Genomic DNA, 25,916 nt, shown 5'->3' with positions numbered 1-25,916 from the left:
CGCATTTTATTCCCTTGCCGATGATGTGGCCGTCGAGCGTCGTGGGGCATCGGATCGTTACCGCATCGTCAGTGCATCGGCGGCGAATAGTTGGCTCATCGTCAGCGCATCGTCAGTGCATCGGCGGCCCGCATCAGGCCGTGCGTGCGTGCGTCGCCGGCAACCACGAAGCGTTGCCATTGCGCCGTCCAGGTCAGCAGGCGGATATCGCCGATCCGGCGCGCGGCCCATTGCGGCCGCGACGGCGCCAGCGGCGCCAGGGCGGACATCAACACCACGGGCCGGTTGTCCGCATTCAGATAGACGAATTCGCTGGCTCGCTGGAGCGGCCCGAGCGCGAGAGACCTTTCATCGACAAGCCGCAAGCCGACCGCCGCGAGGTCGGGCGCCGACGCGCTGGTTCGCGTCGGCGAAGCAGCGGAGAACTGCACGGCTGCGGTTTCCGCCAGCGCCATCACGGCGGCGTTGTCGAGCGCCCGAGCGGATACCTCAGTCGCCGCGAGCCAACCGCTGGCGGTTGCCAGCACCAGAACGAGCGCCGCTATCGTCTTCACAGCCTTGCTGTGACGCATCGCCGTCTTCAGCCGACGAAGTGAGCCGCGCAATGAGCGGCGCCGTCCTGTTGCGCGATCCGTCGCCGGTTCGTCAGTTGTTTGAAAGGCCTGTCGAATCTGCGTATTCAGTCTGCCGTAGAACGCCACGCGGCGCGCTTCCGCCTGATCTTTCCCCAGATAGTCCCGCAGAAAGGCGGCGCGTTCCGGCGTCAGCATGCCGTCGGCGTACGCCTGAATGTCCGCTTCGGAAAGCGGCGAATCGCGGTGGGAGTCGATGGGGTTCATGGCGCCTGCATGCGTCGAATTTCAGCTTTCGAGTAGCAAACACCTGCACGCGCGGGTTTATTCCATGCGCGTGACGAACCGTTGGCGACACAGCCGGATGCCGGGCGAACCCATTCGCGCGAGGTTTTATTCCGCGTTCCAGCAATGTTTTTTTCGCGTATCGACGCAGGAATAAAAGCTGGAAACGCGGGGTTCTCCCTCATGCAAACCCGCACAAAACTCACTGGAGTTCATCATGAAGAAGATCGCATTTGCCGCGTTGTCCATCGTCGTGCTCGCCGCTTCGTCGAGTGCTTTTGCACAAGGCAAGACACGCGCTCAGGTGTACCAGGAATTGATCGAAGCGCAACAGAACGGTCTTGACTACGTCACCGATGCATCGTATCCGGACGTGAGTCCGGTCTTCGCACAACAGGTCGAGCATCACAAGGAAGCGCTCGCCGCTCAGGCGGCGGCCGGTGCCAGCCGCGTTGCAAGCAGTACGGCCGGCAGCGTCAATTGAGCGTATCGATAGCCGGCGCGCGTATCGAACGCGCGCGCCGGCTATCGAGTGGAATAGTTCGCATGCATTGCGTGTTAGCCGGCATGTGAACCTGTTCCAACGCCAAGGAGTCTTCGTGACAAAACCCTCCGTTTCCAACCCTGAACCTGTCTGCGTGCCGTGCCGCCTCGCCGCGATCAGCGCGGTGGTGCTGGTTCTCGCCGGCGGCTTTGCCTATACGGCGGGCTGGCTGACGCCCGCGCGTCTTACCGCGCCGCGTTTCATCAATACGTTCGAAGCCGTGGCTGGCAAGCCGCATCCGGGCTATCGCCGCAATCATGCAAAGGGACTGTGCGTAGCGGGCTATTTCGATAGTAACGGCGACGCTGCGGTGCTCTCGCACGCGGCCGTATTTACGCGTGGCCGCACGCCGGTTACGGGCCGCTTCGCAGTTCCGGGCGGCAACCCGTCCGCACCCGACACCAGTTCGCCGGTGCGCAGCATGGCTTTGCTGTTTCAGTTGCAGAACGGAGAGCAATGGCGCACGGGCATGAATTCGACGCCAGTCTTCGCGGTTCATACGCCTGAGCAGTTCCATCAGCAACTGCTTGCCGCGAAGCCCGACGCGGCCACCGGCAAACCGGATCCGGCGAAACTGAAAGCGTTTTACGCAGCGAATCCGGAGACCAGACCTTTTCAGGCATGGGTGAAGGCGCATCCGCCGTCATCGAGTCTGGCTAACGCCGCGTACTATGGCATCAACGCATTTCGTTTTACCGATAGCGCGGGCAATAGCCGCGCCGTGCGCTGGGCGATGGTGCCCGAGACGCCCTATGCGCCGATCACCGACGCGCAAAAAGACGAGAAGAATTTCTTGCAGGCCGACCTCGATCAACGCCTGCAAAATGGACCGTTGCGCTGGCATCTGATCCTGACGGTCGCGGAGCCGGGAGACCCCACCGACGACGCCACGCTGCAATGGCCTGACGATGATCGTCGGCATATCGACGCCGGCACACTGGTGATCGATCGCACGACGTCGCAGGAAGACGGCGCATGCCGCGACGTCAACTTCGATCCGACTATCTTGCCGGCCGGCATTCAGCCTTCGAACGACCCGCTGCTCGCCGCGCGCTCGGCGGCATACGCGCTTTCATACCAGCGCCGCACACGCGAAGAAGCGCTGCGCCCCGCGATTCATCAATCACAGACATCACAGACAAACGGAGCTCGGTCATGACGGCGGCGCACGCACATTTCAGTCCGCTCGCGCGGTTCTTGCATTGGACGATGGCGCCGCTGATCGTCGCGATGTTGTTCATCGGCGTGGGGATGGTCGCGACCGTCTCGCACGCGCATAACACGCTGATTGCAATTCACAAACCGTTGGGCATCGCGCTGCTCGCGTTGGTGCTGTTGCGCGCGAGCGTGCGGATCAAACGCGGCAGCCCGCCGCTGCCCGACGATATGCCCGCGCCTCAACGTGTCGCCGCCAAGGCGTCGCATCTCGTGTTGTATGCATTGATGGCGGCGATGCCGTTGATCGGTTGGGCCATGCTGTCGGCAGCAGGCTATCCGGTCACGCTATACGGTCCGCTGCATTTGCCGCCGATCGCGCCGCACGACGTCAGGCTCTTCGCGGTGCTGCGCGCGTGGCATACGTGGCTTGCCTTTGCCTTGTTCGCGACGGTGCTGTTGCATCTCGCCGCGGCGCTGTTTCATGGGCTGATCCGCCGCGACGGCGTGTTTTCGAGTATGGCGCGGGGCGGACGCTAACCTTTCACCCGCGCCGACCGCGGATCATAAGGCGCCTTCAGATGCACGGCAGCCGGCAGCAGGTAGCCGGCAGCAGATTGCCGGCGACGTCGATCGCATATCGCCCGCTGTTCAGATACTCGGTATCGGCAACGCCGTCCGGATTGTTGACATAGCCCATCGCCGCCGGATCCCCGCTCTAGGCGATTCGTCCGGCGGCTCGCGCCGCCTCCGCAGCCAACTCCGTCCAACGCGTAAAATGGCCGGTTACCACGGACAATCGAGGCCGTGGCGGAAACGCCTCGGCAGGCGGGACGCACCCGCTTGCCGCCTTGACTTTTCGCCCGTACGCGCCCTTGCCGGTCTGAATATAGGGATGGAATACGCTGATGTCGTCGTATTTTTTTGATCGAGACCAGATTGCGGATTGGCTGGGTGAGCATACAGTGGCCAAAGCCCGCTCGGTCGGCGCCGTCACGAACCTGCGATGGGATGGCGACACGCTCAGCGCCGACGTGCAGGGCACACAAAGGAGCCCCTATCACACGCGGGTGCGCTTCTATCATGGGAAGCGTTCGATTTGGGCCGATGGGGACTGCACCTGTCCAGTCGGAACCAACTGCAAGCATGCTGCCGCCTTGCTGCTCGCGGAGCTCGAGTATCACGAAGAGATGGACCATGTGACCAACGTCGATACGGACGAGCACTGGCCACCAGAGCATCCGCAGGCTGCGCGAGCCGGGAAAAAACCGGAACCGCCCCCCGGCGTGCGCCCCGAACTGGTCAGCTGGCTCGAGCGTTTTCGTGCGCGCGCCGAGGCCGACGCTGCTGTCGCTCAGAAGGCGAGTTCCGCGCGTACCCAGACGCTGGCGTATCTGCTCAACTGGTCCAACTTCCACATGCGCCATGAGGTCGTGCTGTACAAGGCGCGCTGCAAACCGGACGGCACGATCTTCGAAGTCGACGAACCGTGGGGCAATGTGGAAGCGGCGTTGCTGAAACAACCGAAGTTCGTCTCCGACGAGGACCTGTCGATCTTGCGCGGCCTGTGGCTGGGCCGTTCCCGTGAAGACTTCGGCCAGTTCATTCTGCGCGGCACGAGCGGCGCGGAAATGTTGCAAAAGCTGATCGCGACGGGGCGTCTGTTCTTCGAATTCAAACCCGGGCCCGGCCGTCAGGGGCCGACACCGCTGTCGCGCGGCGTCGACCGGCCCGGCCGGATCGAATGGGAGCCGCTTGCGGACGAGCGGCTGCGCCCCGCGCTGTGCACCGAGCCGCGCGCCAGCATGGTGCTGCCCACCGAGCCGGTCTGGTATGTCGACGGCGTCTCGAACGAGGCCGGCATCGTCGAGTTGTCGCTGCCGTTCCAGCAGTTGCCCGATTACCTCGCCATGCCGCCGATCTCGCTCGCCGAAGCGCCGCTGGTTGCCGCGGTGCTGCGCGAGATCGCGCCCGATTTGCCGCTGCCGCCCGCGCACGACGCGTCGGCGATTCGCGTGATCGACGTCGATCCGGTGCCGGTGCTGACGCTCAATAGCCACTCGCTGCCGTCCGGCGGCAAAGCCGGTCAGCGCAAGTCCGAGGCGGTGGAACTCGCCGGCGTCAGCTTCGACTACGACGGCATCAGCATCAACGTGGACAGCAGCGTTACGCTGGTGCCGGTGCCGGGCGGCGACGTGATTCATATCCGGCGCCGCTACGAGGTCGAAAAGAAACGCCTGCTCGAATTGCGCAAGACCGGCCTGCAACGGGTCCCGACCAGCCGCGTCTACGCCTCGCGGCTATTGCCCGACACGATGCTCGGTCTGCCGGACGCCGACGCGTGGTCCGCCTTCGTCAACGACGCCGTGCCGGAACTCGTGAGCAAAGGCTGGCGCATCAGCATGGCGCCGGAATTCCGCTACAACGTCATCGAGATCGACGCGATCGACGGTACGGCGCATCAGGCGGGCGACGGCTGGTTCGATCTGGAGATGGGCATCCGGGTCGGCGAGCGCAATGTGCGGCTCGAGCCGCTTCTGGCCGACCTGTTCCGGCGCGACCGGCGCTGGCTCGGTGGCGCGCTGGAAGCGATCGCCGACGACGAGCCGATCGAGCTGAAGACGGAAGAGAACAAGCGTCTGCGGCTGCGCGCCGACCGGCTGAAACCGGTGGTGCGCGTGCTGGTCGACCTGTTCGACGCATTGGGCGGCTCGCTTGCCCAAGGCGCGGCGCTGCGTGTGCCTGCCGTCGATGCCGGCCGGCTGGAAGCGTTGAACAGCACAGGCCGTTGGCAGTTTCAGGGCGAAGCTTCGATCCGCCAACTGGCGCAGCGCCTGCAGGCCGGCCCGGGCTTGCGCGAGGCGCCGGTGCCGCGCGGGCTGCAAGCGGAATTGCGCGCGTACCAGCAGCAGGGCCTGAACTGGATGCAGTTTCTGCGCGAACACGATCTGGCCGGCGTGCTGGCCGACGACATGGGTCTCGGCAAGACCGTGCAGACGCTGGCGCACATCCTCGCGGAGAAGGAGGCCGGGCGGCTCGACCGTCCCGCGCTGATCGTCGTGCCGACCACGCTCGTGCACAACTGGCGCGAGGAAGCGCGCCGTTTCGCGCCAGAACTGAAAGTGCTGGTGCTGAACGGCCCGCAGCGCAAGGAGCGCTTCGAGCAGATCGGCGGGCACGAACTGATTCTGACGACCTACGCGCTGCTATGGCGCGACCAGAAGGTGCTTGCCGAGCACGACTATCACTTGCTGATTCTCGACGAGGCGCAATACGTCAAGAACGCGACCACCAAGGCCGCCCAGGCGATTCGCGGGTTGCGCGCGCGGCATCGGCTGTGCCTGACCGGCACGCCGCTGGAAAATCACCTCGGCGAACTGTGGTCGCAGTTCGACTTCCTGCTGCCGGGCTTTCTCGGCAGCCAGAAAGACTTCACCAAACGCTGGCGCAATCCGATCGAGAAGAACGGCGACGGCGTGCGCCGCGCGTTGCTGGCGCGGCGCATCCGCCCGTTCATGCTGCGCCGTCGCAAGGACGAGGTCGCGAAGGAGTTGCCCGCGAAGACCACCATCGTGTGCTCGGTGGACCTGGAAGGCGCGCAGCGCGATCTCTACGAAACCGTGCGTACGGCGATGCGGGAAAGAGTGCGCGCGGCGGTCAGCGCGCAAGGCCTTGCGCGCAGTCACATCATCGTGCTCGATGCCTTGCTGAAACTGCGCCAGGTATGCTGCGATCCGCGCCTCGTTAAGGCGATCAAGGCTGACAGGGAGGCGGGTGAGAAGAGTGAGAAGGTAAAACAGGTCGAGAAGGGCGCGCGCCTGACACGTTCGGCCAAGCTCGATCTGTTGTTGTCGATGCTGCCGGAGCTGATCGAGGAAGGACGGCGCGTGCTGCTGTTCTCGCAGTTCACCGGCATGTTGTCGCTGATTGCCGAGGCGCTGGAGGAAGCCGCGATTCCCTATGTGATCCTGACCGGCGACACCGCCGACCGCAGCACGCCGGTCGAGCGGTTCCAGCAGGGCGAGGTGCCGCTGTTCCTGATCAGCCTGAAGGCGGGCGGCGTGGGCCTGAACCTGACCGCCGCCGACACGGTGATTCACTACGACCCGTGGTGGAATCCCGCCGCCGAGAATCAGGCGACCGACCGCGCGCATCGGCTGGGGCAGGACAAGCCGGTGTTCGTCTACAAGCTGATTGCGGCGGGCAGCATCGAAGAGAAGATCGTCGAGTTGCAGGAACAGAAGGCGGGACTGGCCGACAGCATTCTGTCCGAAGACGCCGCCGGCGCCACCAAGTTCTCGGACGACGATCTCGACGCATTGTTCGCGCCGATGCCGGAGATTGAAGGGGGGAGATGACGTCGATCGAGTGGTTTAAACGCCAGGGCAGTCGCGGTGCATTATCAAATCCATCTGACAATCTTTAAACGATTTATTTTGAGACAGTTCTTATACTGTCTCGCAAATTGTCAAATTTCTCGTTTCCCGAATGCGGGACGTGGAATGACATGAGAAGGCAGACGGGGCCATTCACCGTGCGGGCGAGACCAGCCAAACCGAAGTACGCCCCCTGGAGGTCGATAATTGAATACCCAGGAGCGCCGGAAAGAGCCTGAGAGAGAACTTCGGAAACGTAGGGGAGAGGCTCGCGCAGCACCGGGCCGGGCCGGATCGCCGCTTAATCGCATCCGGAAGAAAGACGGCTGTTTTCGATTATGATGATTCGCCTTCGTGGCTATTGACGCGACAAAAAGCAAAAATAGGCGCCAATTTTGAGACAGGACGGCGACGGATCTGGACAGGGCGGGGCCTTGGCGCCCGATAATCGAAAAAGAGTGAAGTCGAGGATGAAACGAGGAGCCGGATCGACGGCGTAGCTGCCGTCAATCCCGGTCATCGACCGGCCTGCCGGCCACCAGATACGAAGGACGATGTCGCGTTGCGGGGTTCTATGAGAATTGCAGTCCTTGATGACGATCCGGCTCAGGCCGATCTTGTATGCCAGACGCTGTCGGCGGCGGGCCATATCTGTCACGCGTACGGCGCGGGCCGTGAACTGGTGCGGCAGCTGCGGCGCCAGACTTTCGACCTGCTGGTGCTCGACTGGAACGTGCCCGACATGTCCGGCGAAGACGTGCTGCGCTGGGTGCGCGAAAGCCTGTCCGAGCGTTTGCCGGTGCTGTTCATGACGAGCCGCGGCCGCGAGACCGATATCACCTCGATCCTCAACACCGGCGCGGACGACTACGTCGTCAAGCCGGTCTCGGCGGCGGTGCTGCTGGCGCGCGTCGGTTCGCTGCTGCGCCGCGCGTATCATCTGAAGCCGGCCGCGGCGAAGGAAGTCTTCGGCGAATTCGAGTTCGATCTGGGCTCGAAGCACGTGGTGGTGCGCGGCACGACGGTGACCGTGACGCAGAAGGAATTCGAACTCGCGTTGCTGTTGTTTCAACATCTGAGCCGGCCGCTGTCGCGCGCGCACATCCTCGATGTGATCTGGAAGCAGGCGACCGATATTCCCTCGCGCACGATGGACACACACGTGTCGATGCTGCGCAGCAAGCTCGGCTTGCGTCCGGAGCACGGCTATCGTCTGACGCCGATCTACGGCTATGGCTATCGGCTCGAGCGGCTCGAGCGGCTCGAGCGGCTCGAGCGGCTTGAGCGGCTTGAGCGGATGGAGCCCGGCGCACCGGTCGCGAGCGACGAACGCCCTGAAGCGGGGGGCGTGTGACGGTTTCCTTCGACACGGCAGCGCGCGGTATCGTGCGCTCGCCGGGCCGCCGAGCGTGCGCAGTGCTGGCGGCAGGTCTGAGCGCCGCCGTGACGTGCTTCGCACCGGCATTGGCCGACGCCCAAACGTCCCGCCCGCCGAAGCCACGCGCGACGGCCGCCGCGCCGCTCTATGTCTCGTACGTGACCCACGATGGCGACACGCTATATGACATTGCTGGCCGCTATATGCGCGATCCGCAGGATTGGGCCGTCCTGAGCCGCCTGAATCACGTGCCCGCGCCGCGCCGCCTGCCGGCCGGAATTGCGCTGCGGCTGCCGGCCGGCCAGCTCAGGCAGGACCCGGAATCGGCGCGCGTCATCGCGACGAGCGGCCCGGCCGAGCGCGCGTTCGGCAAGAACCCCTACACCCCGCTGTCAGTCGGCATGACGATCGGCGAAGGCGACCGCATCCGCACCGGCCATGACGGTTTTGTCACGTTGGAGTTGCCGGACGGTTCGCACGTATCGATGTTGCAGGAAGGCATGTTCGACATTGGCAAGCTCCGGAACACCGTGCTGACCGGCGCGGCTGACCGGGTCCTCGAACTGCACCGTGGCGAAGTCGACAGCGAGGTGACGCACGCCACCAAAAAGGACGACCGTTTCCAGATTCACTCGCCATCCGTGGTGGCCGGCGTGCGAGGCACGCGTTTCAAGGTGGCGTATGACGGCGACGCGCAGACCACCGCCGTGGAAGTGCTGGACGGCGCGGTCGGCGTCGATCCTGCCGGCGTCGGCGGCCACGCGAAGGCGCCGCTGCCGGGGGTGCCGTTGCAGGCGTCCGCGCAACTCGTCAAGGCGCACTTTGGCAGCATCACGCGCGCGGGCAGCGAGATCGGCGATCCGGTCGAATTGCTGCCCGCGCCGGCGCTCACCGAGCCGGCGAAGGTGCAGGACGGTAAGACGGTCGCTTTCGACCTCGTGCCGGCCGAGCGCGCGGTGGCCTACCGCGTGCAGATCGCGCGCGATGCCGATCAGCTCGACCTGATCCGCGATCTGCGGGTGAGCGCGCCGCATGCGGATTTCGGCGAACTGGCCGACGGCACCTATTTCGTGCGCATCGCCGCGATCGACAGCAATGGGCTCGAAGGTTTGCCGCAGGTGTACGGCTTCGACCGGCGCCAGTTCGGGCTGGCGGCGTCGGCGGCGCAGCGCGCCGGCAGCCGCGACTACGAATTCCGCTGGTTCGTCGGCCGCACCAATGTCGAGACGCGCTTTCGCTTCGTGCTGGCGACAACTGAAGATTTGCGCCACCCGATTGTCGATCGCACCGATCTGACGGGCGGGCAACTGGTCGTGAGCGATCTGCCGCGCGGCGTCTACTATTGGACGGTCGTCGCCGAACAGTTCGAGAACGGCAGGTTCTATGAGAAGAGCAGCTCGATCCATTCCTTCACGCTTGCGCGCTGACACCGATAGAATCGCTGACTGAGAACCGCCGGAAAACCTGTTGCACAGCCCAGGAACGAACCACCGTCTTGCCGACCCCATCCCCGCGCCTGAGCCTCGATCCGCGCGCGCGCCTCGGAAGGCGCGCCGGGCGCCGTTTCCTGTTCGAATGGCTGGGTATCGGCTGCCTTGGCCTCGTCGTGATTCTGCTCGGCTCGCCCGGACGGCTGACCACGAGTGTCGATCATCTGGTCTACGACGGCTTTCTGAGCCTGCGCGCGCAGCCCGTGTCGTCCGACATCGTGATGGTCGAAATCGACAACGCCAGCATCGCGCAGCTCGGCCGCTGGCCATGGCCACGCAGCGTGCACGCACGGCTGCTCGAACAGCTCGCCAGGGCGAAACCCGCCGCGGTGATCTACGACGTGCTGTTCACCGAAGCCAATCCGGACGACGCCCAACTCGCCCGAGCCATCGCCTTGAGCCCCACCTATCTGCCGATGCTGCTCAGTCCGCTCGACAGTGCGGGCCGACGCGTCGCCGTCGAACCGGTGGCGCCGCTCGCGCATGCCGCGGCCGGCCTTGGCCATATCAATCTCGAGGTCGACAGCGACGGTATCGTGCGCAGCGTCGCGCAATTCGAAGGCGACGCGGATTCGCGCTGGCCGCAATTGATGGTGCCGGTCGCGCAAGCCGTCGAGCGCGGCGCGCTGCAACTGTACGAGCGCCCGCGCAAACTTTCCGCCGGCCATGCGGCGGCGCCGGAGCCGCAGGGCGAAGCCCGCTTTCTGATTCCCTTTGGTCCGAACGCTCAGAACTATTCGAAGCTGAGCTTCGCGAGCGTCCTCGCGGGCGACGTGCCGGCGGAAAAACTGCGCGGACGCGTCGTGCTGATCGGCGTGACCGCATCCGGCTTGTACGATCGCTTTGCCACGCCGGTGTCCGGTGTATTGGGCCCGCTGCCCGGCGTCTATATCCACGCGGACGTGCTCGACACGCTGCTGACCGGCCGCGCGATCGAGCCCGCCGAGCCGTGGCTGCTGTTCGCCGTGTCGCTGGTGCCGCTCGCCGCGCTGTTGGCGGGTTTTCTGGTGTTGTCGCCGCGCCGCTCGCTACTGTTGACCGGCGCTCTGTGCGCGCTTACCGCGGCCGGCAGCGCGGCTTTGCTGTACGGCGTGCGGTTGTGGATGTCGCCGGTGCCGGCGATTGTCGGCGTGATTGTCGTGTATCCGATCTGGAACTGGCGGCGCCTCGAAATGACCATGGCCTATCTGCGCGAAGAACTGCAACGGCTCGCCGACGAACCGCATCTGTTGCCCGAAACGCCGCAGCGCCGCCGTGAGTTCGGCGGCGACGTGCTGGAGCAGCATATCGCGCTGATGGCGCGAGCCGCGCAACGCGTACAGGACATGAAGCGTTTCGTATGGGACAGCCTCGACAGCATGCCCGAGCCGATCCTCGTGAGCGACGTGGACGGCATCGTGCTGATCGCGAACCACGCGGCCAAGGCGCATTTCGCGCGTCTGGGCGTGGTAACGCCGGAGGGCCAGCCGATGTGGACGGTGCTGGACGGCCTGACGCTCGTGAAGACCATCGATAGCGGCGCTGCATCCGATACCGAAAACAATCTGTTCGCGCATGCCCATTGGCCCGCGCTGCTCGACCCGGCGCGCGGCGAATTTGCCGCGCTGATGGCACAGGGCGTCGAGGTGCGCGACGCCAATGAGCGCGACCATCTGCTGCGGTACGCGAACTGCACCAACGAGCAGGGCGAGACGACCGGCTGGATCGCGGGTCTGGTCGACGTGTCGGCGCTGCATGCGGCCGAGCGCCAGCGCGAAGACGCGCTGCAGCTGCTGTCGCACGACATGCGCTCGCCGCAGGCGTCGATTCTCGCGCTGGTGGAGATGGAGCGCGCCCGCGGCGAATCGGCGCTGGCGCACGGTTTGCTGGAGCGCATCGAACGCTATGCGCAACGCGCGTTGACGCTCGCCGACGATTTCGTGCAACTGGCGCGCGCCGAATCGCAAACCTACGTGCTCGAGCCGGTAAGCCTGACCGAGCTGATGATCGACGCCAGCGACGAAGTCTGGCCGCAGGCCCATGCCAGGCGGATCACGCTGCAAACGGATACCGACGATACCGGCAGCGACGACGGCCACTGGATCTGCGCCGACCGTTCGCTGATGACGCGCGCGCTCGTCAACATCCTGAACAATGCGGTCAAATACAGCCCGCCCGATACGCGGATCACTTGCAGCCTCGGCCGCCTCGACAACCTGGCGGCGAAGGCCGCGCCGGGCGCCGCAAAACGCGTGTCGTGTACGATCCGCGACGAAGGCTACGGTATTCCCGAGGAACAGCAGGCGGGTCTGTTCGGGCGGTTCCGGCGCTTTCACCAGACGGAGCGGCCCGAAGTCGGCGGCGCGGGATTGGGGATGGCGTTTGTCAAAACCGTCGTGACGCGCCATGGCGGTGACGTGGAGGTGGTCAGCGCGCCGGGCAGGGGGACGGCTTTTACGATTTGCCTGCCGGCATTCGACGACACGCAGCCTGAATATCAGCGCTGATGCGCCGTAACGTGACGCCCGGCGGCCAGGCCCATGCACAGCATGCACAGCATGAACACGCACCTTATCGAGGCGAGAAGACGGTGAAATCGATACTGATCTGTGCCGCGCTGGCTGCGGCGACTCTTAGCGGTTGCACGGGCCTGAACGCCGACGTGCACACTGCGAATCCGGCCGCCGCATTGCAAGGCGAACGCACCTATACGATCGCGCGCATGCCGTCACAGGACGCCAGCGCGGATCATCCGCAATTCGAAGCCTTGCTGCGCGATGAACTGACGAGGCATGGTTTCGTCGATGCGTCGGCGCAGCAGGCGCACTATCTGCTGTCGATCGCCTATGCCACGCGGCCGGCCACGGTGGGCGTCAATGCAGCGGATTGCGCGGCAGGCACGTGCGGGCGTCCGGCCGAGCCGCCGGTCTCGCTGTTCGGCGGGCGCGCGTATCAACACTCGTTGACGCTGCGGTTTTTCGAGCGGGCGAACGGGCATGAAGTCTACAAAGTCAGCGCGATGAGCAGCGATCGCGATGCCGATCCGCTGCACGCTATGCCGACGCTCGTGAAAAGCGCGTTGGCGAAATTTCCGTTCGGCGCGCCATCGGACTGGCGCGTGAAGCTGCGCGCCGATCAGGCGGGCGGCGTGCCAGACGTGGTATCGGTGAAGCCGGTCGTACAGTAGAACGCAGGCGCTATTCCGGCGCTTTATCGTCCGGCCAGCGGTTTTCGAACACGCAATCGGCGAGCGGCATGCGGCTCGCCCAGCGTTCGGTTTCCAGCATCGGCTCGCTGTAAAACTGATCGACGTGGCCGAGGCACAAGATCGCCACCGGCCGTGCACCTGCGGGCATGTGCAGCTGCGAGCGCACCGTGTCGACGTCGAAGAGCGACACCCAGCCCATTCCCAGTCCTTCCGCGCGGGCGGCGAGCCACATGTTCTGGATCGCGCACGCCACCGAGGCGAGATCCATCTCCGGCAAGGTGCGGCGTCCGAAGATGTGCCGCTCGCGGCCGTCCATCAGCGCCATCACCAGTAGTTCGCCGCATTCCAGCATGCCTTCGACCTTCAGCTTCATGAACTCTTCGCGCCGCTTGCCGAGGGCGTCGGCGGTGGCGAGCCGTTCGCTTTCGACGGTCTCGTGCAACGCGGCGCGCAAGGCGGGATCGGTGATGCGCGCGATGCGCCACGGCTGCATGAAGCCGACGCTGGGCGCGTGATGCGCCGCGTCGAGCAGCCGTTGCAACACGGCGGGATTGACCGGGTCGCGCACGAAGTGGCGCATGTCGCGCCGTTCGTAAATTGCGCGGTAGACGGCTTCGCGCTCGGAGTCGTTAAAAGGCTTCGCCATTGAACAGGGCGGCCGTGAAGGCCGGGTTGGAGGGCCAATAAGCGTGCATGTAAGTCGCGACGATCGAGCCGGCACGGAACACCGCCTCGCCGGGCGCGTCGCTGTGCGGGCGGGTGGCTGAACGCAACGGCGTGAGCGGCGTCGTCAGCTTCGAGTAGTGAAAGGTGTGACCGGTCAGCGGGCCGTGCAGGCCGTCGATCTGCTGCATGCCGAGCGCGGTGAAGCGCGTTTGCATCGTCGCGTGGCCGGGCAGCAGGCCGAGCATCGGCGCGCTGGCGCCGTTCGTGTCGGTGAGCTGATCGAGCAGGTAGAGCATGCCGCCGCATTCGGCGACGACCGGTTTGCCCGCTGCCGCGTGCGCGCGGATCGCCGCGGCGCTGCGCGTGTTGCCGGCCAGCGCGGCGGCGTGCAGTTCGGGATAGCCGCCCGGGAGGTACAGGGCGTCGGTCTGGTCCGGTAAGGCATCGTCGGCGAGCGGCGAAAAGTATTCGACGTGCGCGCCGAGTGTTTGCAAGAGCGTGACGTTGGCTGGGTAGATGAACGAGAACGCCGCATCGCGTGCGATGGCGATCCGCTTGCCTTCCAGAAGGCGCGGCAACGCTTCCTGGACAGCTTCGCCGAATTCGACCGGCGGCGGCAATTCAGCCAGCGCGGTTTGCGCGAGCGCATCGGCGGCTCGATCCAGACGTGTGTGCAGATCGTCGATCTCCGCAGCTTGATGCAGGCCGAGATGGCGGTCGGGCAACTCGATTTCGTCGTTGCCGGCGATGTAGCCGCACCAGCGCATACCGGGCGGCAGCGATTCTTCGAGCATCCGCGCGTGCCTTGAAGAACCGACGCGATTGGCGAGCACGCCGTAAAACGGCAGTTGCGGCCTGAATTGCGCGAGACCGAAGGCCACCGCGCCGAAGGTCTGCGCCATCGCCTTCGCTGAAATCACAGCCAGTACCGGCACGCCGAATACGGTTGCCAGATCGGCGCTGCTCGGCGTGCCGTCGAACAGGCCCATTACGCCTTCGATCAGGATCAGATCGGCTTCGGCCGCCGCTTGCGCGAGCAGATTGCGGCATGCCGCTTCGCCCACCATCCAGAGATCGAGCGACAGGACCGGCGCGCCGCTGGCTTGCGCCAGTATCATCGGGTCGAGAAAGTCGGGACCGGTCTTGAATACGCGCACACGCCGCCCCAGCCGCCGATGGTAGCGCGCCAGACCCGCGGTGATCGTGGTCTTGCCTTGACCCGAAGCCGGCGCGCTAATGAACAGGGCGGGGCACGCCCCGAAGGAAGTCCCCTTGGGGGGCGCGGACATCGCTTAGAACTCCACGCCGCGCTGCGCTTTCACGCCTTGCTCGCGATACGGATGCTTGACGATGCGCATTTCGGTGACGAGGTCGGCGGCTTCGATCAACGCGTCCGGCGCGTGACGGCCGGTCACCACCACGTGCAGCATTTCCGCACGCGCGTTCAGGACGGACAGCACTTCGTCGAGCGGCAGGTATTCGTACTTCAGCACCGTATTCAATTCGTCGAGGATCACCATCTGGTAGTCGCCGCTCTCGATCATGCGGCGCGCTTCGTCCCAGCCTTTGCGCGCAGTGGCGATGTCGGCGTCGCGGTTTTGCGTGTTCCACGTATAGCCGTCGCCCATCGTGACGAAATCGCAATTGGCGATTGCGCCGAGGAAGTCGCGCTCCGAGGTATGCAGCGCGCCTTTGATGAACTGCACGACGCCCAGACGCATGCCGTGTCCGAGCACCCGCACGGCCATGCCGAACGCGGCTGTGGTCTTGCCTTTGCCGGTGCCGGTGTTGACGATCAGCAGACCTTTTTCGACGGTGGCGGCGGCCTGCTTTTTCTCGTGGCCTTCGCGCCGGCGCTCGGTCATGCGCTGATGCGATTCGGGATCGGTCTTCATGGAAGGTCCTGTTCGTTGGAGTCGTGGTGGGTGGGGTCGATGCCGGCGTGAGCGGTCGAAGCGATCGCTACGGTGACGCCGTCGAGTACGGTTTTGCGCACGATGAGGTGCGCCCCGGCTGCAGCGGATTTCGAACCTGCGGCCAGCAACGCGCAGGGTTCGCAGACGCCGTCCACGCCGAGATGTTCGCGTGTCGCCGCCGAAGGTTCAGTCTCCGCCACGGGCAAGGCGGCAATCTGCTCGCGGCTGAACAGTTTCAACGGTAGCGCGTGCCGTGCGCAGAATTCGAGCAGACCCGCTTCGTGGGCCTTGACGTCGATGCTGGCAACTGCGCTGATTTCATCGTGTGTATGAGTGCCGAGCGCCGCGCGCACGGCTGCCTCGATCTGTTCAGCCGAACTATGCAAGCGGCAACCGATGCCGACCGTCAGCGTTTTCATCGCGCCCCTGCTGCGTCGGCATTCGCCGCGGCCCGCGCGAGCGCCAGCGACGCCACCCCGCCGATCACCACGATCGCCGGCGAGCCAAGACCGGCGCGCGCGACTGCGTCGGCCAGGCCGCCAAGTGGCGCGAGCGCATGTCTTTGTTCAGGACGTGTCGCGAATTCGATCGCGGCACAGGGCGTATCGGCGCTCATGCCTGCCGCGAGCAACGTGCCGGCGATATCGTTGAGCCGCCGCATGCCCATGTAGATCACCAGCGTCATCCGCGTCGCGACGAGCGCCGCCCAATCCGGCTCGCCGCTGCCGGCGCCGTGTCCGGTGACGAACACCACGCCCTGCGCGTATTCGCGATGCGTGACCGGAATGCCGATCGCCGCGGGCGCCGCGATGCCCGCCGTGATGCCGTTGACGACTTCCACCTCGATGCCCGCCGCATGCAGCGCCTGCTGCTCTTCGCCGCCGCGGCCGAATACGAACGGATCGCCGCCTTTCAGGCGTGCGACACTGCGCCCGGCCTGCACATGTTCGAGCATCTGCGCGACGATGTCGGCCTGCGGCGTCGACGGATGCCCGCCACGTTTGCCGACATGAACGACCAGCGCGTCGGCGCGCGCGAATTGCAGCACTTCGGGATTCACCAGATCGTCGACCAGTACCACGTCGGCCTGCGCCAATGCGCGCGTCGCCTTGAGCGTCATCAGTTCGACGTCGCCGGGGCCGGCGCCGATCAGCCACGCGCGGCTCATCGCGGCGTGCATGGCGCGCCCCATGTCGTGACAAGTGGAAACAGGCGAGCCATGCAGACGGCCCAGGCGGAAATAGAACTCATGCGGTGCGACAGATTACGCACAACGGCAACGCCGCTCGCCGCATTTTCATCGAAATCGCAAGCGGGCGTTCGTATTACGTCATGCTTCAGCGCCTTCACATCCGTCCCTCGCGGATTCAGGCGGCCGGCGGCGTGACATTCGCCGCCTCCGCGTCTGGCCGGTATCCGGGCTGGCGGCCTCATGCGCTTTGCCTTCCCGTCCTGAATCGTCAGACAGTGGCATCGAAAACGCATGCGCGGCGCGACAGGATTGAACCCAGCGCCGCAGGTCGCTTACCGTTGCGGGGACAGCACAGGTTGAGCGCAATCGAGCGCGGCCTGTTTCCCGTTTAACTGCACATGCGAACGCATGTGCGGGCACCAAACGCGCGCATACGATAGCACACGGCGGCCCGCGCCGGCGCGCGCGGCAAGACCCCGGCGCGGCCCGCGCTTCCTGTCGCGCTTCCTTGACGGCGCGGGGCCGCGGGCCTACACTCGCACGCACTTTGGTGCTCGTGTGCGCGCTCGTGCGCATGCAGTTAAACGGGAAACAGGGCGCCCGCCTGCTATGGACCGGGTCAACCTGTGCTGCCCCCGCAACGGTAAGCGAAAAGCGGCGCCTGGATGCGTTCTCCAGCGCCGCGGAGCCGGCTTCGATGTCCACGCGCAAGGCCGCGTCGGCATATGACCACTGGGCGAGAAATCACTCGCGCGGGAAGGTGAAGCGGCGCTTTCGCCAGCCCGGATACCGGCCAGAATATGACGGATGAACGCCGCGGGGATGCGGTGGCTCGTTCATGACCTCGTTCTCTGTTGCCGCGGCAACGCCGCTTTTCGTCCCCGCTGTCGTATCTGTGTTCCGTTTTCGTGTTTGCCTGCCTGGCGCTGGTTTGTCCTGGACTCGAGCGCATTCGGACCCGAACCCGACCCGAACCAGACCCGGACCGCCGGCGTGTGAACGCGCAACTTCTTCGGATGGAACCAACGATGCAAACTCAAATGCGCAGGATCCCCGTCACCATCGTGACGGGCTTTCTCGGCAGCGGCAAGACCACGCTGCTGCGGCATATTCTTCAGCATGCGGGCGGCAAGCGCATTGCGGTGATCGTCAACGAGTTCGGCGAACTCGGCATCGACGGTGAAATCCTCAAGGGTTGCGGGATCGGTTGCGATGAGAACGGCGTCGAAACCGAGGGGCAACTGTATGAACTCGCGAACGGCTGCCTGTGCTGCACGGTGCAGGAAGAGTTTTTCCCGGTGATGGAAAAGCTCGTCGAGCGCCGCGAGCAGATCGATCACGTGCTGATCGAAACCTCCGGTCTTGCACTGCCTAAGCCGCTGGTGCAGGCCTTCAACTGGCCGCAGATCAAGAGCAGCTTCACCGTCGACGCGGTGGTGACTGTGGTGGACGGCCCCGCCGCGGCGAGCGGCCAGTTCGCCGACAACCCGCTCGCTGTCGATGCGCAGCGCAAGGCCGATCCGAATCTCGATCACGAATCGCCGCTGCACGAACTGTTCGAGGATCAGCTGTCGGCGGCCGATCTGGTGATTCTGAACAAAACGGATTTGCTCGACGATGAACAGCAAAGCGCTGTCGAGACCGCGATCCGTGAAGAGATTCCGCCGCAAGTGAAGATCGTGCGCGCACAGATGGGCCAGCTCGATCTGCACACGTTGCTCGGCCTCGAAGCCGCCTCCGAAGAAACGATCCACTTGCGCCACGACCACCACGGTTCGGCCGACGACGCCGATCACCATCACGACGAATTCGATTCTGTCGTGGTGCACGCGAGCGCGCCGTCGCGTGAAGCGGTGATCGCCGCGCTGCAAGGGCTGGTCGAAACGCATACGATTTACCGCGTCAAAGGTTTTGCGGCGTTGCCGGGCGCATTGATGCGGCTCGTGATTCAAGGCGTGGGGCGCCGTTTCGACAGCTACTTCGATCGTCGCTGGCAACCCGGCGAAATCGGCGAAATCGGCGAAATCGGCGAGGGTCGGCAGAGCCGCTTCGTGCTGATCGGCGAGGACCTGGATCAGGCTACGCTGCAACGCGCGTTCGATGCTGCACTGGGCGCTGCATTGCGGGTTGTGTCGAGCGCCGAACCGCAACAGGCGTAATCGATCATGCATCTGCTGCGCACTACGCCGGGCGGTTTTGTCGACGATACCCAGGGCGTGATCCGTATCGATCAGCAGCCCGCCGATATCGTGGTGCTTAGCTCCGCCGATACGACGCTGTCGCTGCTCGCCAGCGTGTTTCCTCGTTTGGGTGCCGATTTCCCGAGCGTGCGGCTCGCGAATGTCACTTATTTGCGGCAACCGGCGTCGGTCGATTTCTATGTCGAGGACGTGCTGCAGCATGCGCGCGTCGTGGTCGTGGATCACCTCGGCGGCGAGGCGTACTGGCCTTACGGGATCGAGCAGGTGGTCGCGCTCGCCGGGCGCAGGAAGCAGACACTGGCGATGTTCTCCGGCGATTTGCAGGAAGATCCGAATCTGCTTGCGCGCAGCACGGCGGATGCCGAACTGTGCCATCAGCTATGGCGTTATCTGCGCGAAGGCGGCGCGCAGAATGCCGAGGCGTTCCTGCGCTGCATTGCGTATCGTGCGGTCGGCTGGGGGCATGAACCCGCACCGCCGCGCGCGTTGCCTGCCGCAACGCTCTACCATCCCGAGCGCGATACGCCGACGATGGCCGACTGGCAGGCGCGCTGGAGCGAGGATGCGCCGGTTGCCGCGATCCTGTTCTACAAAGCGCACTTGCAGGCGGCCAACACAGCCGTGTTCGACGCGCTGATCGCCGCGCTCGAAACGCAGGGTTTGAATCCGCTGCCGATTGCGATTACCTCGCTGAAAGATGCGATGAGCCGCGAAGTCGTGCAGCGGTTGTGCGCGCAACATGATGTCTCGCTGGTTCTGAACACGACCGCGTTTGCCGCGTCGGCGATCGACGACCCCGAGCCGCTCGCGCTGGCCGGCGACGCGCCGGTCATGCAGGTGATCCTGAGCGGCGGCAATCGCGAAGACTGGCTCAAGGACAATCAAGGCCTCAACTCGCGCGATATCGCGATGCATATCGCGCTGCCGGAAGTGGACGGCCGCATCATCACACGGGCGATCAGTTTCAAGGGGCTCGCCTATCGTTGTCCGCACACGGAAGTCGATGTGGTCCGCTATCAGCCGGACCTCGAACGTGTCGGTTTTCTCGCTGAACTGAGCCGCCGCTGGTGCCGTCTGCGCACGCTCGACAACGCCGACAAGAAACTCGCGCTGATTCTCGCCAACTACCCTATGAGCGAAGGGCGCATCGGCAATGGCGTGGGGCTCGATACGCCGGCGTCGGTGGTCGGCATCCTGTCGATGCTGCGCGACGAAGGCTATCGTTTGAGCGAATTGCCCGCTGACGGCGACGCGCTGTTGAAGAAGCTGACCGAAGGCGTCACCAACGACCCCGTCGTGCGCGACTTGCGGCCCGCGCTGCAAAGCCTCGCACTCGACGACTATCTTTCGTATTTCAACCGGCTGCCTGCCGAAGCGCGCGACGCATTGAACGCGCGCTGGGGCTCGCCTGAGCGGGACCCGACGCTGCGGCGCGGCCGTTTCATGATCGCGGGCTGGCGCTGCGGACATGTGTTCGTCGGCATTCAACCATCGCGCTCGCGCGAACAGGGCGATTATGCGAGCTATCACGACGCCGATCTCGTGCCGCCGCATGCCTATCTCGCGTTCTATTTCTGGCTGCGCCATCAGTTCGGCATCGACGCGGTCGTGCACGTCGGCAAGCATGGCAACCTCGAATGGCTGCCGGGCAAGAGTGTCGCGCTGAGCGATGCGTGCTGGCCCGATCTGATTCTTGGGCCGCTGCCGCATCTCTATCCGTTCATCGTCAACGATCCGGGCGAGGGCAGCCAGGCCAAGCGCCGCGCGCAGGCCGTCATTATCGACCACCTGATGCCGCCGCTCACGCGCGCCGAAAGCTATGGGCCGTTGCAGGATCTCGAGCGCCAGGTCGACGAATACTATGAAGCGCTGATGGTCGACCCGCGCCGCGCGAAGCTCTTGAGGCGCACGATTCTCGCGACCATCGTGGAGCATCGGCTGCATGAAGAGCTGAGTCTTGCGGCGCCGGACGGGCAAGATGCCGAGGACGTGCTGCTGACGCGCGTCGATGCGTGGCTGTGCGAGTTGAAGGAAGCGCAGATTCGCGATGGTTTGCACACCTTCGGGCGTTCGCCGGAAGGCGTGCAGCGGCGCGATACGTTGCTGGCGTTGGGGCGTTTCCCGGTTGGCGACGGGCAGGCTGAAAGAGCCGGTTTGATCGATGCGTTGGCGCGCGATCTGCGGGTGGATCATCGGTTCGATCCGCTGTCGGTGGATTGGTCTGCGGCGTGGGATGGACCGCGTCCCGACGTTTTGCAGCGCGTGAGCGATGCGCCGTGGCGGCACTGCGGCGACACGCGCGAGCGTCTGGAGTTGTTGGCGGCCGGGATGCTGCGCGGCGCGTGTGGCGATGAAACTGATGCATTGGCGCCCGCGGCGGGAACCTTGCCGCAAGCCGAACGTGTGATCGAGCGCTTGCGTGCCGACGTCCTGCCGCGGCTCGACGCATGCGGGCCGCAAGAAATGCGGCATCTGAAGCGCGGTCTCGAAGGGCGCTTCGTACCGCCGGGGCCGAGCGGTTCGCCCTCGCGTGGACGGCCCGACGTGCTGCCGACCGGCCGCAACTTCTATTCGGTCGATACGCGCGCGATTCCGACGCAAGCGGCGTGGTCGCTCGGCTTGAAATCCGCACAGCAGCTCATCGAGCGGCATTTGCAGGAAAACGGCGACTACCCGCGCGCTATCGGGCTCTCGGTATGGGGCACGGCGACCATGCGCACGGGCGGCGACGATATCGCCCAGGCGCTCGCGCTACTCGGCGTGCGGCCGAAGTGGGCGCCGGGCAGTCATCGCGTGACCGACTTCGAGATCATGCCGATCGAGGTGTTCGACCGGCCCCGCATCGACGTGACCTTGCGCGTCTCGGGCTTTTTCCGCGATGCATTCGCGAACGTGATGCATCTGTTCGATGCCGCGGTACAGGCAGTGGCCGAGCTCGACGAACCCGAGGATATGAACCCGATCCGCGCGCGCGTGCTGCGTGAGCGCGATGCGCTAATCGCGCGCGGCATGGATGCGGCCGAAGCGCGTAAGCGCGCCGGCTGGCGCGTGTTCAGCGCGCGGCCCGGCGCGTATGGCGCGGGCTTGCAGGACATGATCGACTCGCGGCAATGGCAAACCGACGCCGACCTCGCGAACGCGTATCAGGCGTGGGGCGGCTACGCGTACACGCAGAAAAGCGCCGGCGAAGAAGCGCGCCAGGCGTTCGGCACGCGTCTCGCGGCGATGGACGTGGTGCTGCAGAATCAGGACAACCGCGAGCACGATGTGCTCGATTCGAACGATTACTATCAGTTTCAAGGCGGCATGGTGGCGGCAGTCCGGCATCTCGCGGGCAATCAGCCGCATATCTATCATGCCGACCACAGCAATCCGGCCGCGCCGCGAGTGCGCACGCTGCATGAGGAAATTGCACGCGTGATCCGTTCGCGCGTGGTCAATCCGAAATGGCTCGACGGTGTGAAGCGCCACGGCTATAAAGGCGCTGCCGAAATCGCTGCAACGGTCGACTATTTGTACGGCTACGATGCGACCGCGCGCGTGATCGCCGATCATCAATATGCGCTCGTCGCCGATGCCTATCTGAACGACGCCGATACGCGCGAGTTCATGCAGCGGCACAATCCGCATGCGCTGCATTCCGTCTGCGAGCGTTTGCTCGAAGCGATGCAGCGTGGTTTGTGGCAAGCGCCCGGCGACTATCGCGAGCAAGTCGAACAGCATCTGCTGGCAAGCGAGCAGCAGATCGAAGGAATGCAAACATGAATGCAGCCAAGCAACGGCCCGCTTTTCCATTCGCCGCGCTGATCGGCCAGGCGCCGTTGCAGCAGGCGCTATTGCTGGCCGCAATCGATCCCGGTTTGGGCGGTGTGCTGGTCAGCGGGCCGCGCGGCACGGCGAAATCGACCGCTGCGCGCGCGCTCGCCGAACTGTTGCCTGAAGGGCAACTAGTGAATTTGCCGCTCGGCGCCAGCGAAGATCGCCTGATCGGCACGCTCGATATCGAAACTGTGTTGCGCGATGGTTCAGTGCGGTTTTCGCCGGGTTTGCTCGCAAAAGCGCATCGCGGCGTGCTGTATGTCGATGAAGTCAATTTGCTGCCCGATGCGCTCGTCGATGCGCTGCTCGATGCGGCGGCAAGCGGCGTGAATGCAGTCGAACGCGACGGGGTTTCGCATAGTCACGACGCGAGCTTCGTGCTGATCGGCACGATGAATCCGGAGGAAGGCGAGTTGCGGCCGCAACTGATCGACCGCTTTGGGATGATGGTCGAGTTGCAGAACTGTTTTGAGCCGCTGGTGCGCCAGCAGATCGTGAAGGCGCGGCTGGCGTTCGATCTGGATCCGCAGGGTTTTCGCGCGGCTAATGCGCTGCAGCAGGACGCGTATGTCGAACGGATTCGCGCGGCGCGCGAGGCACTGCCTCAACTCGCGTTCGACGATACAGTGCACGCGCATGTCAGCGCGCTGTGCATTGCCGCGGCGGTGGATGGGCTACGTGCCGATCTCGTGATGCTGCGCGCGGCGCGGGCTTTGGCGGCGTATGAACAGGCGGTTGCGGTCACGACAGAGCACGTCGAGCGTGTTGCCGAAGCGGTGTTGATGCATCGGCGGCACGATCGCGAGGCGCGTGATAACGCAGCGCCGAACCAGGCTTTTTTCGATGCCGACGAGGCGTCTTCGCAAGAGGTTGCCTCGTCCGCAAGCGTCGCTGCTGCCACATCCGGCGATAGCGATTGGGGCTATCTGCCGCCCGAGCCGGCCGGCATTACGCAGGTCAAAGGCGTTATCCCGCTCAGCGCAAAAAAACGCTGAGCCATCGGAAGGGCGCCGCCGCTGACTCGCGCAGCGGTTTTCGATGGCGGCAAGGTGCGGGCACGGGTTCGCGCAGCCGCATGCAAGGCATGCCAGGCAAGCGCATTGCGTGGCCGCAGACATTCGCCGCGATGCGGCGCGAGAAGCTGCGCGCCGAGCATCTGCGCTTCGTTCGCGAGGCGCCGCGGGGCAGCGTGCTGCATTGCTTCGTCCTCGATTGTTCCGGCTCAATGTTGACGGGACAGCGTCTCGCGCTCGCCAAAGGGCTGTTGATCGCGTTGTTCGACCGGGCAAGCGCAGCGCGCTCCGAGGCGGCGCTGGTCTGTTTTGGTGGAACTCGAGCGGATCTGCGGTTCGGTCCAGCGGTGCCGCAGTGGTGGAATGAGCGGTGGCTGCGGCCGGTGGGCGGTGGGGGAGGCACGCCGTTCGCGTCCGGCGTGGGCAAGGCTGCGCAGTTGCTGGAGCGCGCCGCGCGCCGCAAGCCTGCGCAGCAGCGCTGGCTGTGGATTTTGACCGACGGCCGCTGTAGCGATCAACCGGCGCGTCCACTTGATGCGGACGAAGTCGTATTCGTCGACTTCGAGCGCGAGGCGATCCGGCTCGGCCGTTGCGAGGCGCTCGCCGATGCGTGGGGCGCGACGCGTGTCACGCCGGAAGAGTTGATCGGCTAACCAGGCTGACGATAGAGCACGCTTTCGCAGGTACTTATTTCAGGCCGTTCGACCAATACAGCGCATCGTCCTGGCGGTCGAACACGAAGACTTTCATTGCCATCTGCTGGGCGGCGTCGAGTTGGTCGAGTTCGAGGCCATGGGTCGACGGCTCGCCTGGCGAGCCGCCTTTCTGCACGTTGCGGATCACGGCGCTGGTTTCGATTTGCGTGTCGAGATCTGCTGATTTTAGCCGGAACGATACGCGCAGGCGTTCGCCGATTGCTCCCAGAGTCCACGGCGCGGTCAGCGACATGCCCAGTGCGCTGATGCCTTTCGCGAGGCCGACGCCTTCATAGGTGTCCCCGGTTTCGCCGATGCCAAAGCGTACCGCGAGGTGGGTGCGGACGCGGATCGACTTGCGCTCGCGCAGACGGCGGATGACGCCGGGCTCTGATAACACGACGTAGTCGAATGGTGCGCGGCAGACTGCCTCTACCGTGCAGACGAAGCGGAAGACGGCCTGGCTCGCTATTGCGACGATTTCTACGTTCTCGCCGAGTCCTGGCGGGAGTGGGCGGCCTTCCTGTAGCGGCGGCGTGACGAATAGCGCGTGGTTTGGCGCGAAGCCGATGATGCGGGATGGATGCATCGGTGCGCCGCTGCCGATTTGGACGCGCATGCCGATCAGTGCACCTATTGTCAGGTGCATGTCTTTTATTGTTAGCTCGCTGTTTTTTTCCGCTGGTTGCTCGGTTGTGAGTTCCTGGAGCGCGGTTGTGTCCAGTAAGTCTCCGCGTTGCGGGTGGAAGTTTTCAAACAGAAATTTGCGTTCGTCCGTTGTGGCAAGGATCGTGCCACTGGCGAAGAGGAGGGTGCCGTCGGAGTCTACGATTGGCCAGTCCAGAGGCGTGCCCACCGGCACTGCGTCTAGCGTGAGTTCCGGCGATACGGTGTCGGGTGGAGGTGCCGCGGCGCGGGATTCTGCTCGGTTTTCCATGATCGACGGCTAAATAAGTGGCGGTATGACTTGTTTACGGCTGTACCGGGTGGGAGCTTTAGGTTTTGTGGCTTCGCCTAAGGTGGTTGGGGTGGCCAATGTCCGCTCGCGGCGCGAATGTATGCTAGCTGTCGCGCCGGGTTTCGAATGGGAGTTTGCGAGTGCTCCCGGATTGATTCGGTTTTCTAAGTATTTTTCTGTTGCTAGCGAGGCTCTCCTGTTCGGGTGTTTTTCAACTTCTTTAAAATAAATTCACAAAGGGGGTTGACGGGGTGGGGGGCGCATCGCATAATTCGCCTCCCGTTTGATGACGGACGCGAAGAAAGCAGAGCTTCTAAGCGAGTGATCTTTAAAAATTAACAGCCGATAAGTGTGGGCGCTTGATGCGCGACGCGCCGGTGGGCCCTTCGGGATCTGCCGGGACAAGCGAAAGTATCAAGTCTCACACAGTATTAGAGGAAGGTTTGCCTGTTGAGAGACAGGCGTAATC

General features: G+C 64.6%; 20 protein-coding genes and 2 riboswitches. Of the genes, 12 read left to right on the top strand and 8 right to left on the bottom strand.

Features of this window, described 5'->3' with window-relative positions; genetic code table 11:
• Nucleotides 1–101: 101 nt before the first annotated feature.
• Nucleotides 102–839, bottom strand: a complete 738-nt coding sequence (locus AC3WLT_RS24680; RefSeq protein ID WP_492594301.1) for a transcriptional regulator — start codon at nucleotides 837–839, stop codon at nucleotides 102–104.
• A gap of 235 nt (nucleotides 840–1,074) precedes the next feature.
• Between AC3WLT_RS24680 and AC3WLT_RS24675 the strand changes: the two genes are divergently transcribed.
• The 3 genes from AC3WLT_RS24675 to AC3WLT_RS24665 all read left to right on the top strand — a co-directional run bounded on the left by AC3WLT_RS24675 (nucleotide 1,075) and on the right by AC3WLT_RS24665 (nucleotide 3,096).
• Entirely contained in the window at nucleotides 1,075–1,341 is a 267-nt protein-coding gene (locus tag AC3WLT_RS24675; protein WP_492594300.1) for a DUF4148 domain-containing protein, read from the top strand.
• Between the two features lie 115 nt (nucleotides 1,342–1,456).
• Nucleotides 1,457–2,560: a catalase family peroxidase gene (locus AC3WLT_RS24670; RefSeq protein ID WP_492594299.1), complete on the top strand. Its 1,104-nt coding sequence runs from the start codon at nucleotides 1,457–1,459 to the stop codon at nucleotides 2,558–2,560.
• Nucleotides 2,557–3,096, top strand: a complete 540-nt coding sequence (locus tag AC3WLT_RS24665) for a cytochrome b (RefSeq protein WP_492594298.1) — start codon at nucleotides 2,557–2,559, stop codon at nucleotides 3,094–3,096. The genes AC3WLT_RS24670 and AC3WLT_RS24665 overlap by 4 nt, the downstream gene beginning before the upstream one ends.
• Nucleotides 3,097–3,133: 37 nt before the next feature.
• Here AC3WLT_RS24665 and AC3WLT_RS24660 read toward each other — a convergent pair whose 3' ends face one another.
• Nucleotides 3,134–3,256: a hypothetical protein gene (locus AC3WLT_RS24660; protein ID WP_492594352.1), complete on the bottom strand. Its 123-nt coding sequence runs from the start codon at nucleotides 3,254–3,256 to the stop codon at nucleotides 3,134–3,136.
• Nucleotides 3,257–3,464: 208 nt separating this feature from the next.
• Between AC3WLT_RS24660 and AC3WLT_RS24655 the strand changes: the two genes are divergently transcribed.
• From AC3WLT_RS24655 to AC3WLT_RS24635, 5 genes are all read left to right on the top strand, one after another.
• Complete coding sequence (locus tag AC3WLT_RS24655; RefSeq protein WP_492594297.1) at nucleotides 3,465–6,914, top strand: DEAD/DEAH box helicase; 3,450 nt, start codon at nucleotides 3,465–3,467, stop codon at nucleotides 6,912–6,914.
• Between the two features lie 592 nt (nucleotides 6,915–7,506).
• Complete coding sequence (locus AC3WLT_RS24650) at nucleotides 7,507–8,286, top strand: response regulator transcription factor (protein WP_492594296.1); 780 nt, start codon at nucleotides 7,507–7,509, stop codon at nucleotides 8,284–8,286.
• Entirely contained in the window at nucleotides 8,283–9,737 is a 1,455-nt protein-coding gene (locus AC3WLT_RS24645) for a FecR family protein (RefSeq protein ID WP_492594295.1), read from the top strand. The genes AC3WLT_RS24650 and AC3WLT_RS24645 overlap by 4 nt, the downstream gene beginning before the upstream one ends.
• 68 nt (nucleotides 9,738–9,805) lie before the next feature.
• Nucleotides 9,806–12,286: a CHASE2 domain-containing protein gene (locus AC3WLT_RS24640; RefSeq protein WP_492594294.1), complete on the top strand. Its 2,481-nt coding sequence runs from the start codon at nucleotides 9,806–9,808 to the stop codon at nucleotides 12,284–12,286.
• Complete coding sequence (locus tag AC3WLT_RS24635) at nucleotides 12,286–12,966, top strand: DUF4136 domain-containing protein (RefSeq protein WP_492594293.1); 681 nt, start codon at nucleotides 12,286–12,288, stop codon at nucleotides 12,964–12,966. Before AC3WLT_RS24640 ends, AC3WLT_RS24635 begins: the two co-directional genes overlap by 1 nt.
• Before the next feature lie 10 nt (nucleotides 12,967–12,976).
• On the opposite strand, the gene bluB is transcribed toward AC3WLT_RS24635, so the two are convergent.
• The 5 genes from bluB to cobA are packed head-to-tail and all read right to left on the bottom strand — an operon-like array spanning nucleotide 12,977 to nucleotide 16,737.
• Complete coding sequence (gene bluB / locus AC3WLT_RS24630) at nucleotides 12,977–13,633, bottom strand: 5,6-dimethylbenzimidazole synthase (protein WP_492594292.1); 657 nt, start codon at nucleotides 13,631–13,633, stop codon at nucleotides 12,977–12,979.
• A complete protein-coding gene (locus tag AC3WLT_RS24625; RefSeq protein ID WP_492594291.1) occupies nucleotides 13,617–14,942 on the bottom strand; it encodes a cobyrinic acid a,c-diamide synthase CobB in 1,326 nt (441 codons plus the stop codon). Before AC3WLT_RS24625 ends, bluB begins: the two co-directional genes overlap by 17 nt.
• Before the next feature lie 3 nt (nucleotides 14,943–14,945).
• Complete coding sequence (cobO, locus tag AC3WLT_RS24620; RefSeq protein WP_492594290.1) at nucleotides 14,946–15,548, bottom strand: cob(I)yrinic acid a,c-diamide adenosyltransferase; 603 nt, start codon at nucleotides 15,546–15,548, stop codon at nucleotides 14,946–14,948.
• Nucleotides 15,545–15,988: a cobalamin biosynthesis protein gene (locus AC3WLT_RS24615; protein WP_492594289.1), complete on the bottom strand. Its 444-nt coding sequence runs from the start codon at nucleotides 15,986–15,988 to the stop codon at nucleotides 15,545–15,547. Before AC3WLT_RS24615 ends, cobO begins: the two co-directional genes overlap by 4 nt.
• Nucleotides 15,985–16,737, bottom strand: a complete 753-nt coding sequence (cobA, locus tag AC3WLT_RS24610; RefSeq protein WP_492594349.1) for a uroporphyrinogen-III C-methyltransferase — start codon at nucleotides 16,735–16,737, stop codon at nucleotides 15,985–15,987. Before cobA ends, AC3WLT_RS24615 begins: the two co-directional genes overlap by 4 nt.
• Nucleotides 16,738–16,959: 222 nt before the next feature.
• Nucleotides 16,960–17,200: riboswitch (cobalamin riboswitch) on the bottom strand.
• 92 nt (nucleotides 17,201–17,292) lie between these two features.
• A riboswitch (cobalamin riboswitch) is annotated at nucleotides 17,293–17,573 on the top strand.
• A gap of 216 nt (nucleotides 17,574–17,789) precedes the next feature.
• Between cobA and cobW the strand changes: the two genes are divergently transcribed.
• From cobW to AC3WLT_RS24590, 4 genes are all read left to right on the top strand, one after another.
• The gene (gene cobW, locus AC3WLT_RS24605) at nucleotides 17,790–18,920 is read left to right on the top strand and encodes a cobalamin biosynthesis protein CobW (protein WP_492594288.1); all 1,131 of its coding nucleotides are present in this window, start codon (nucleotides 17,790–17,792) and stop codon (nucleotides 18,918–18,920) included.
• 6 nt (nucleotides 18,921–18,926) lie between these two features.
• On the top strand, nucleotides 18,927–22,727 hold the full coding sequence (gene cobN / locus AC3WLT_RS24600) for a cobaltochelatase subunit CobN (RefSeq protein ID WP_492594287.1): 3,801 nt from the start codon (nucleotides 18,927–18,929) through the stop codon (nucleotides 22,725–22,727).
• Nucleotides 22,724–23,776 (top strand): magnesium chelatase ATPase subunit I, encoded by a 1,053-nt coding sequence (locus AC3WLT_RS24595; protein ID WP_492594286.1) that lies wholly within the window; start codon nucleotides 22,724–22,726, stop codon nucleotides 23,774–23,776. The genes cobN and AC3WLT_RS24595 overlap by 4 nt, the downstream gene beginning before the upstream one ends.
• An 80-nt stretch (nucleotides 23,777–23,856) precedes the next feature.
• On the top strand, nucleotides 23,857–24,447 hold the full coding sequence (locus tag AC3WLT_RS24590) for a vWA domain-containing protein (RefSeq protein WP_492594285.1): 591 nt from the start codon (nucleotides 23,857–23,859) through the stop codon (nucleotides 24,445–24,447).
• Between the two features lie 34 nt (nucleotides 24,448–24,481).
• Here the strand turns inward: AC3WLT_RS24590 and AC3WLT_RS24585 are convergent, their stop codons facing one another.
• Nucleotides 24,482–25,426, bottom strand: a complete 945-nt coding sequence (locus AC3WLT_RS24585) for a flagellar brake protein (protein ID WP_492594284.1) — start codon at nucleotides 25,424–25,426, stop codon at nucleotides 24,482–24,484.
• Between the last annotated feature and the right edge of the window lie 490 nt (nucleotides 25,427–25,916).

This window comes from Paraburkholderia sp. FW306-2-2C-D06C (assembly GCF_058781505.1).
This window is presented reverse-complemented; position numbering and strand designations above follow the sequence as displayed.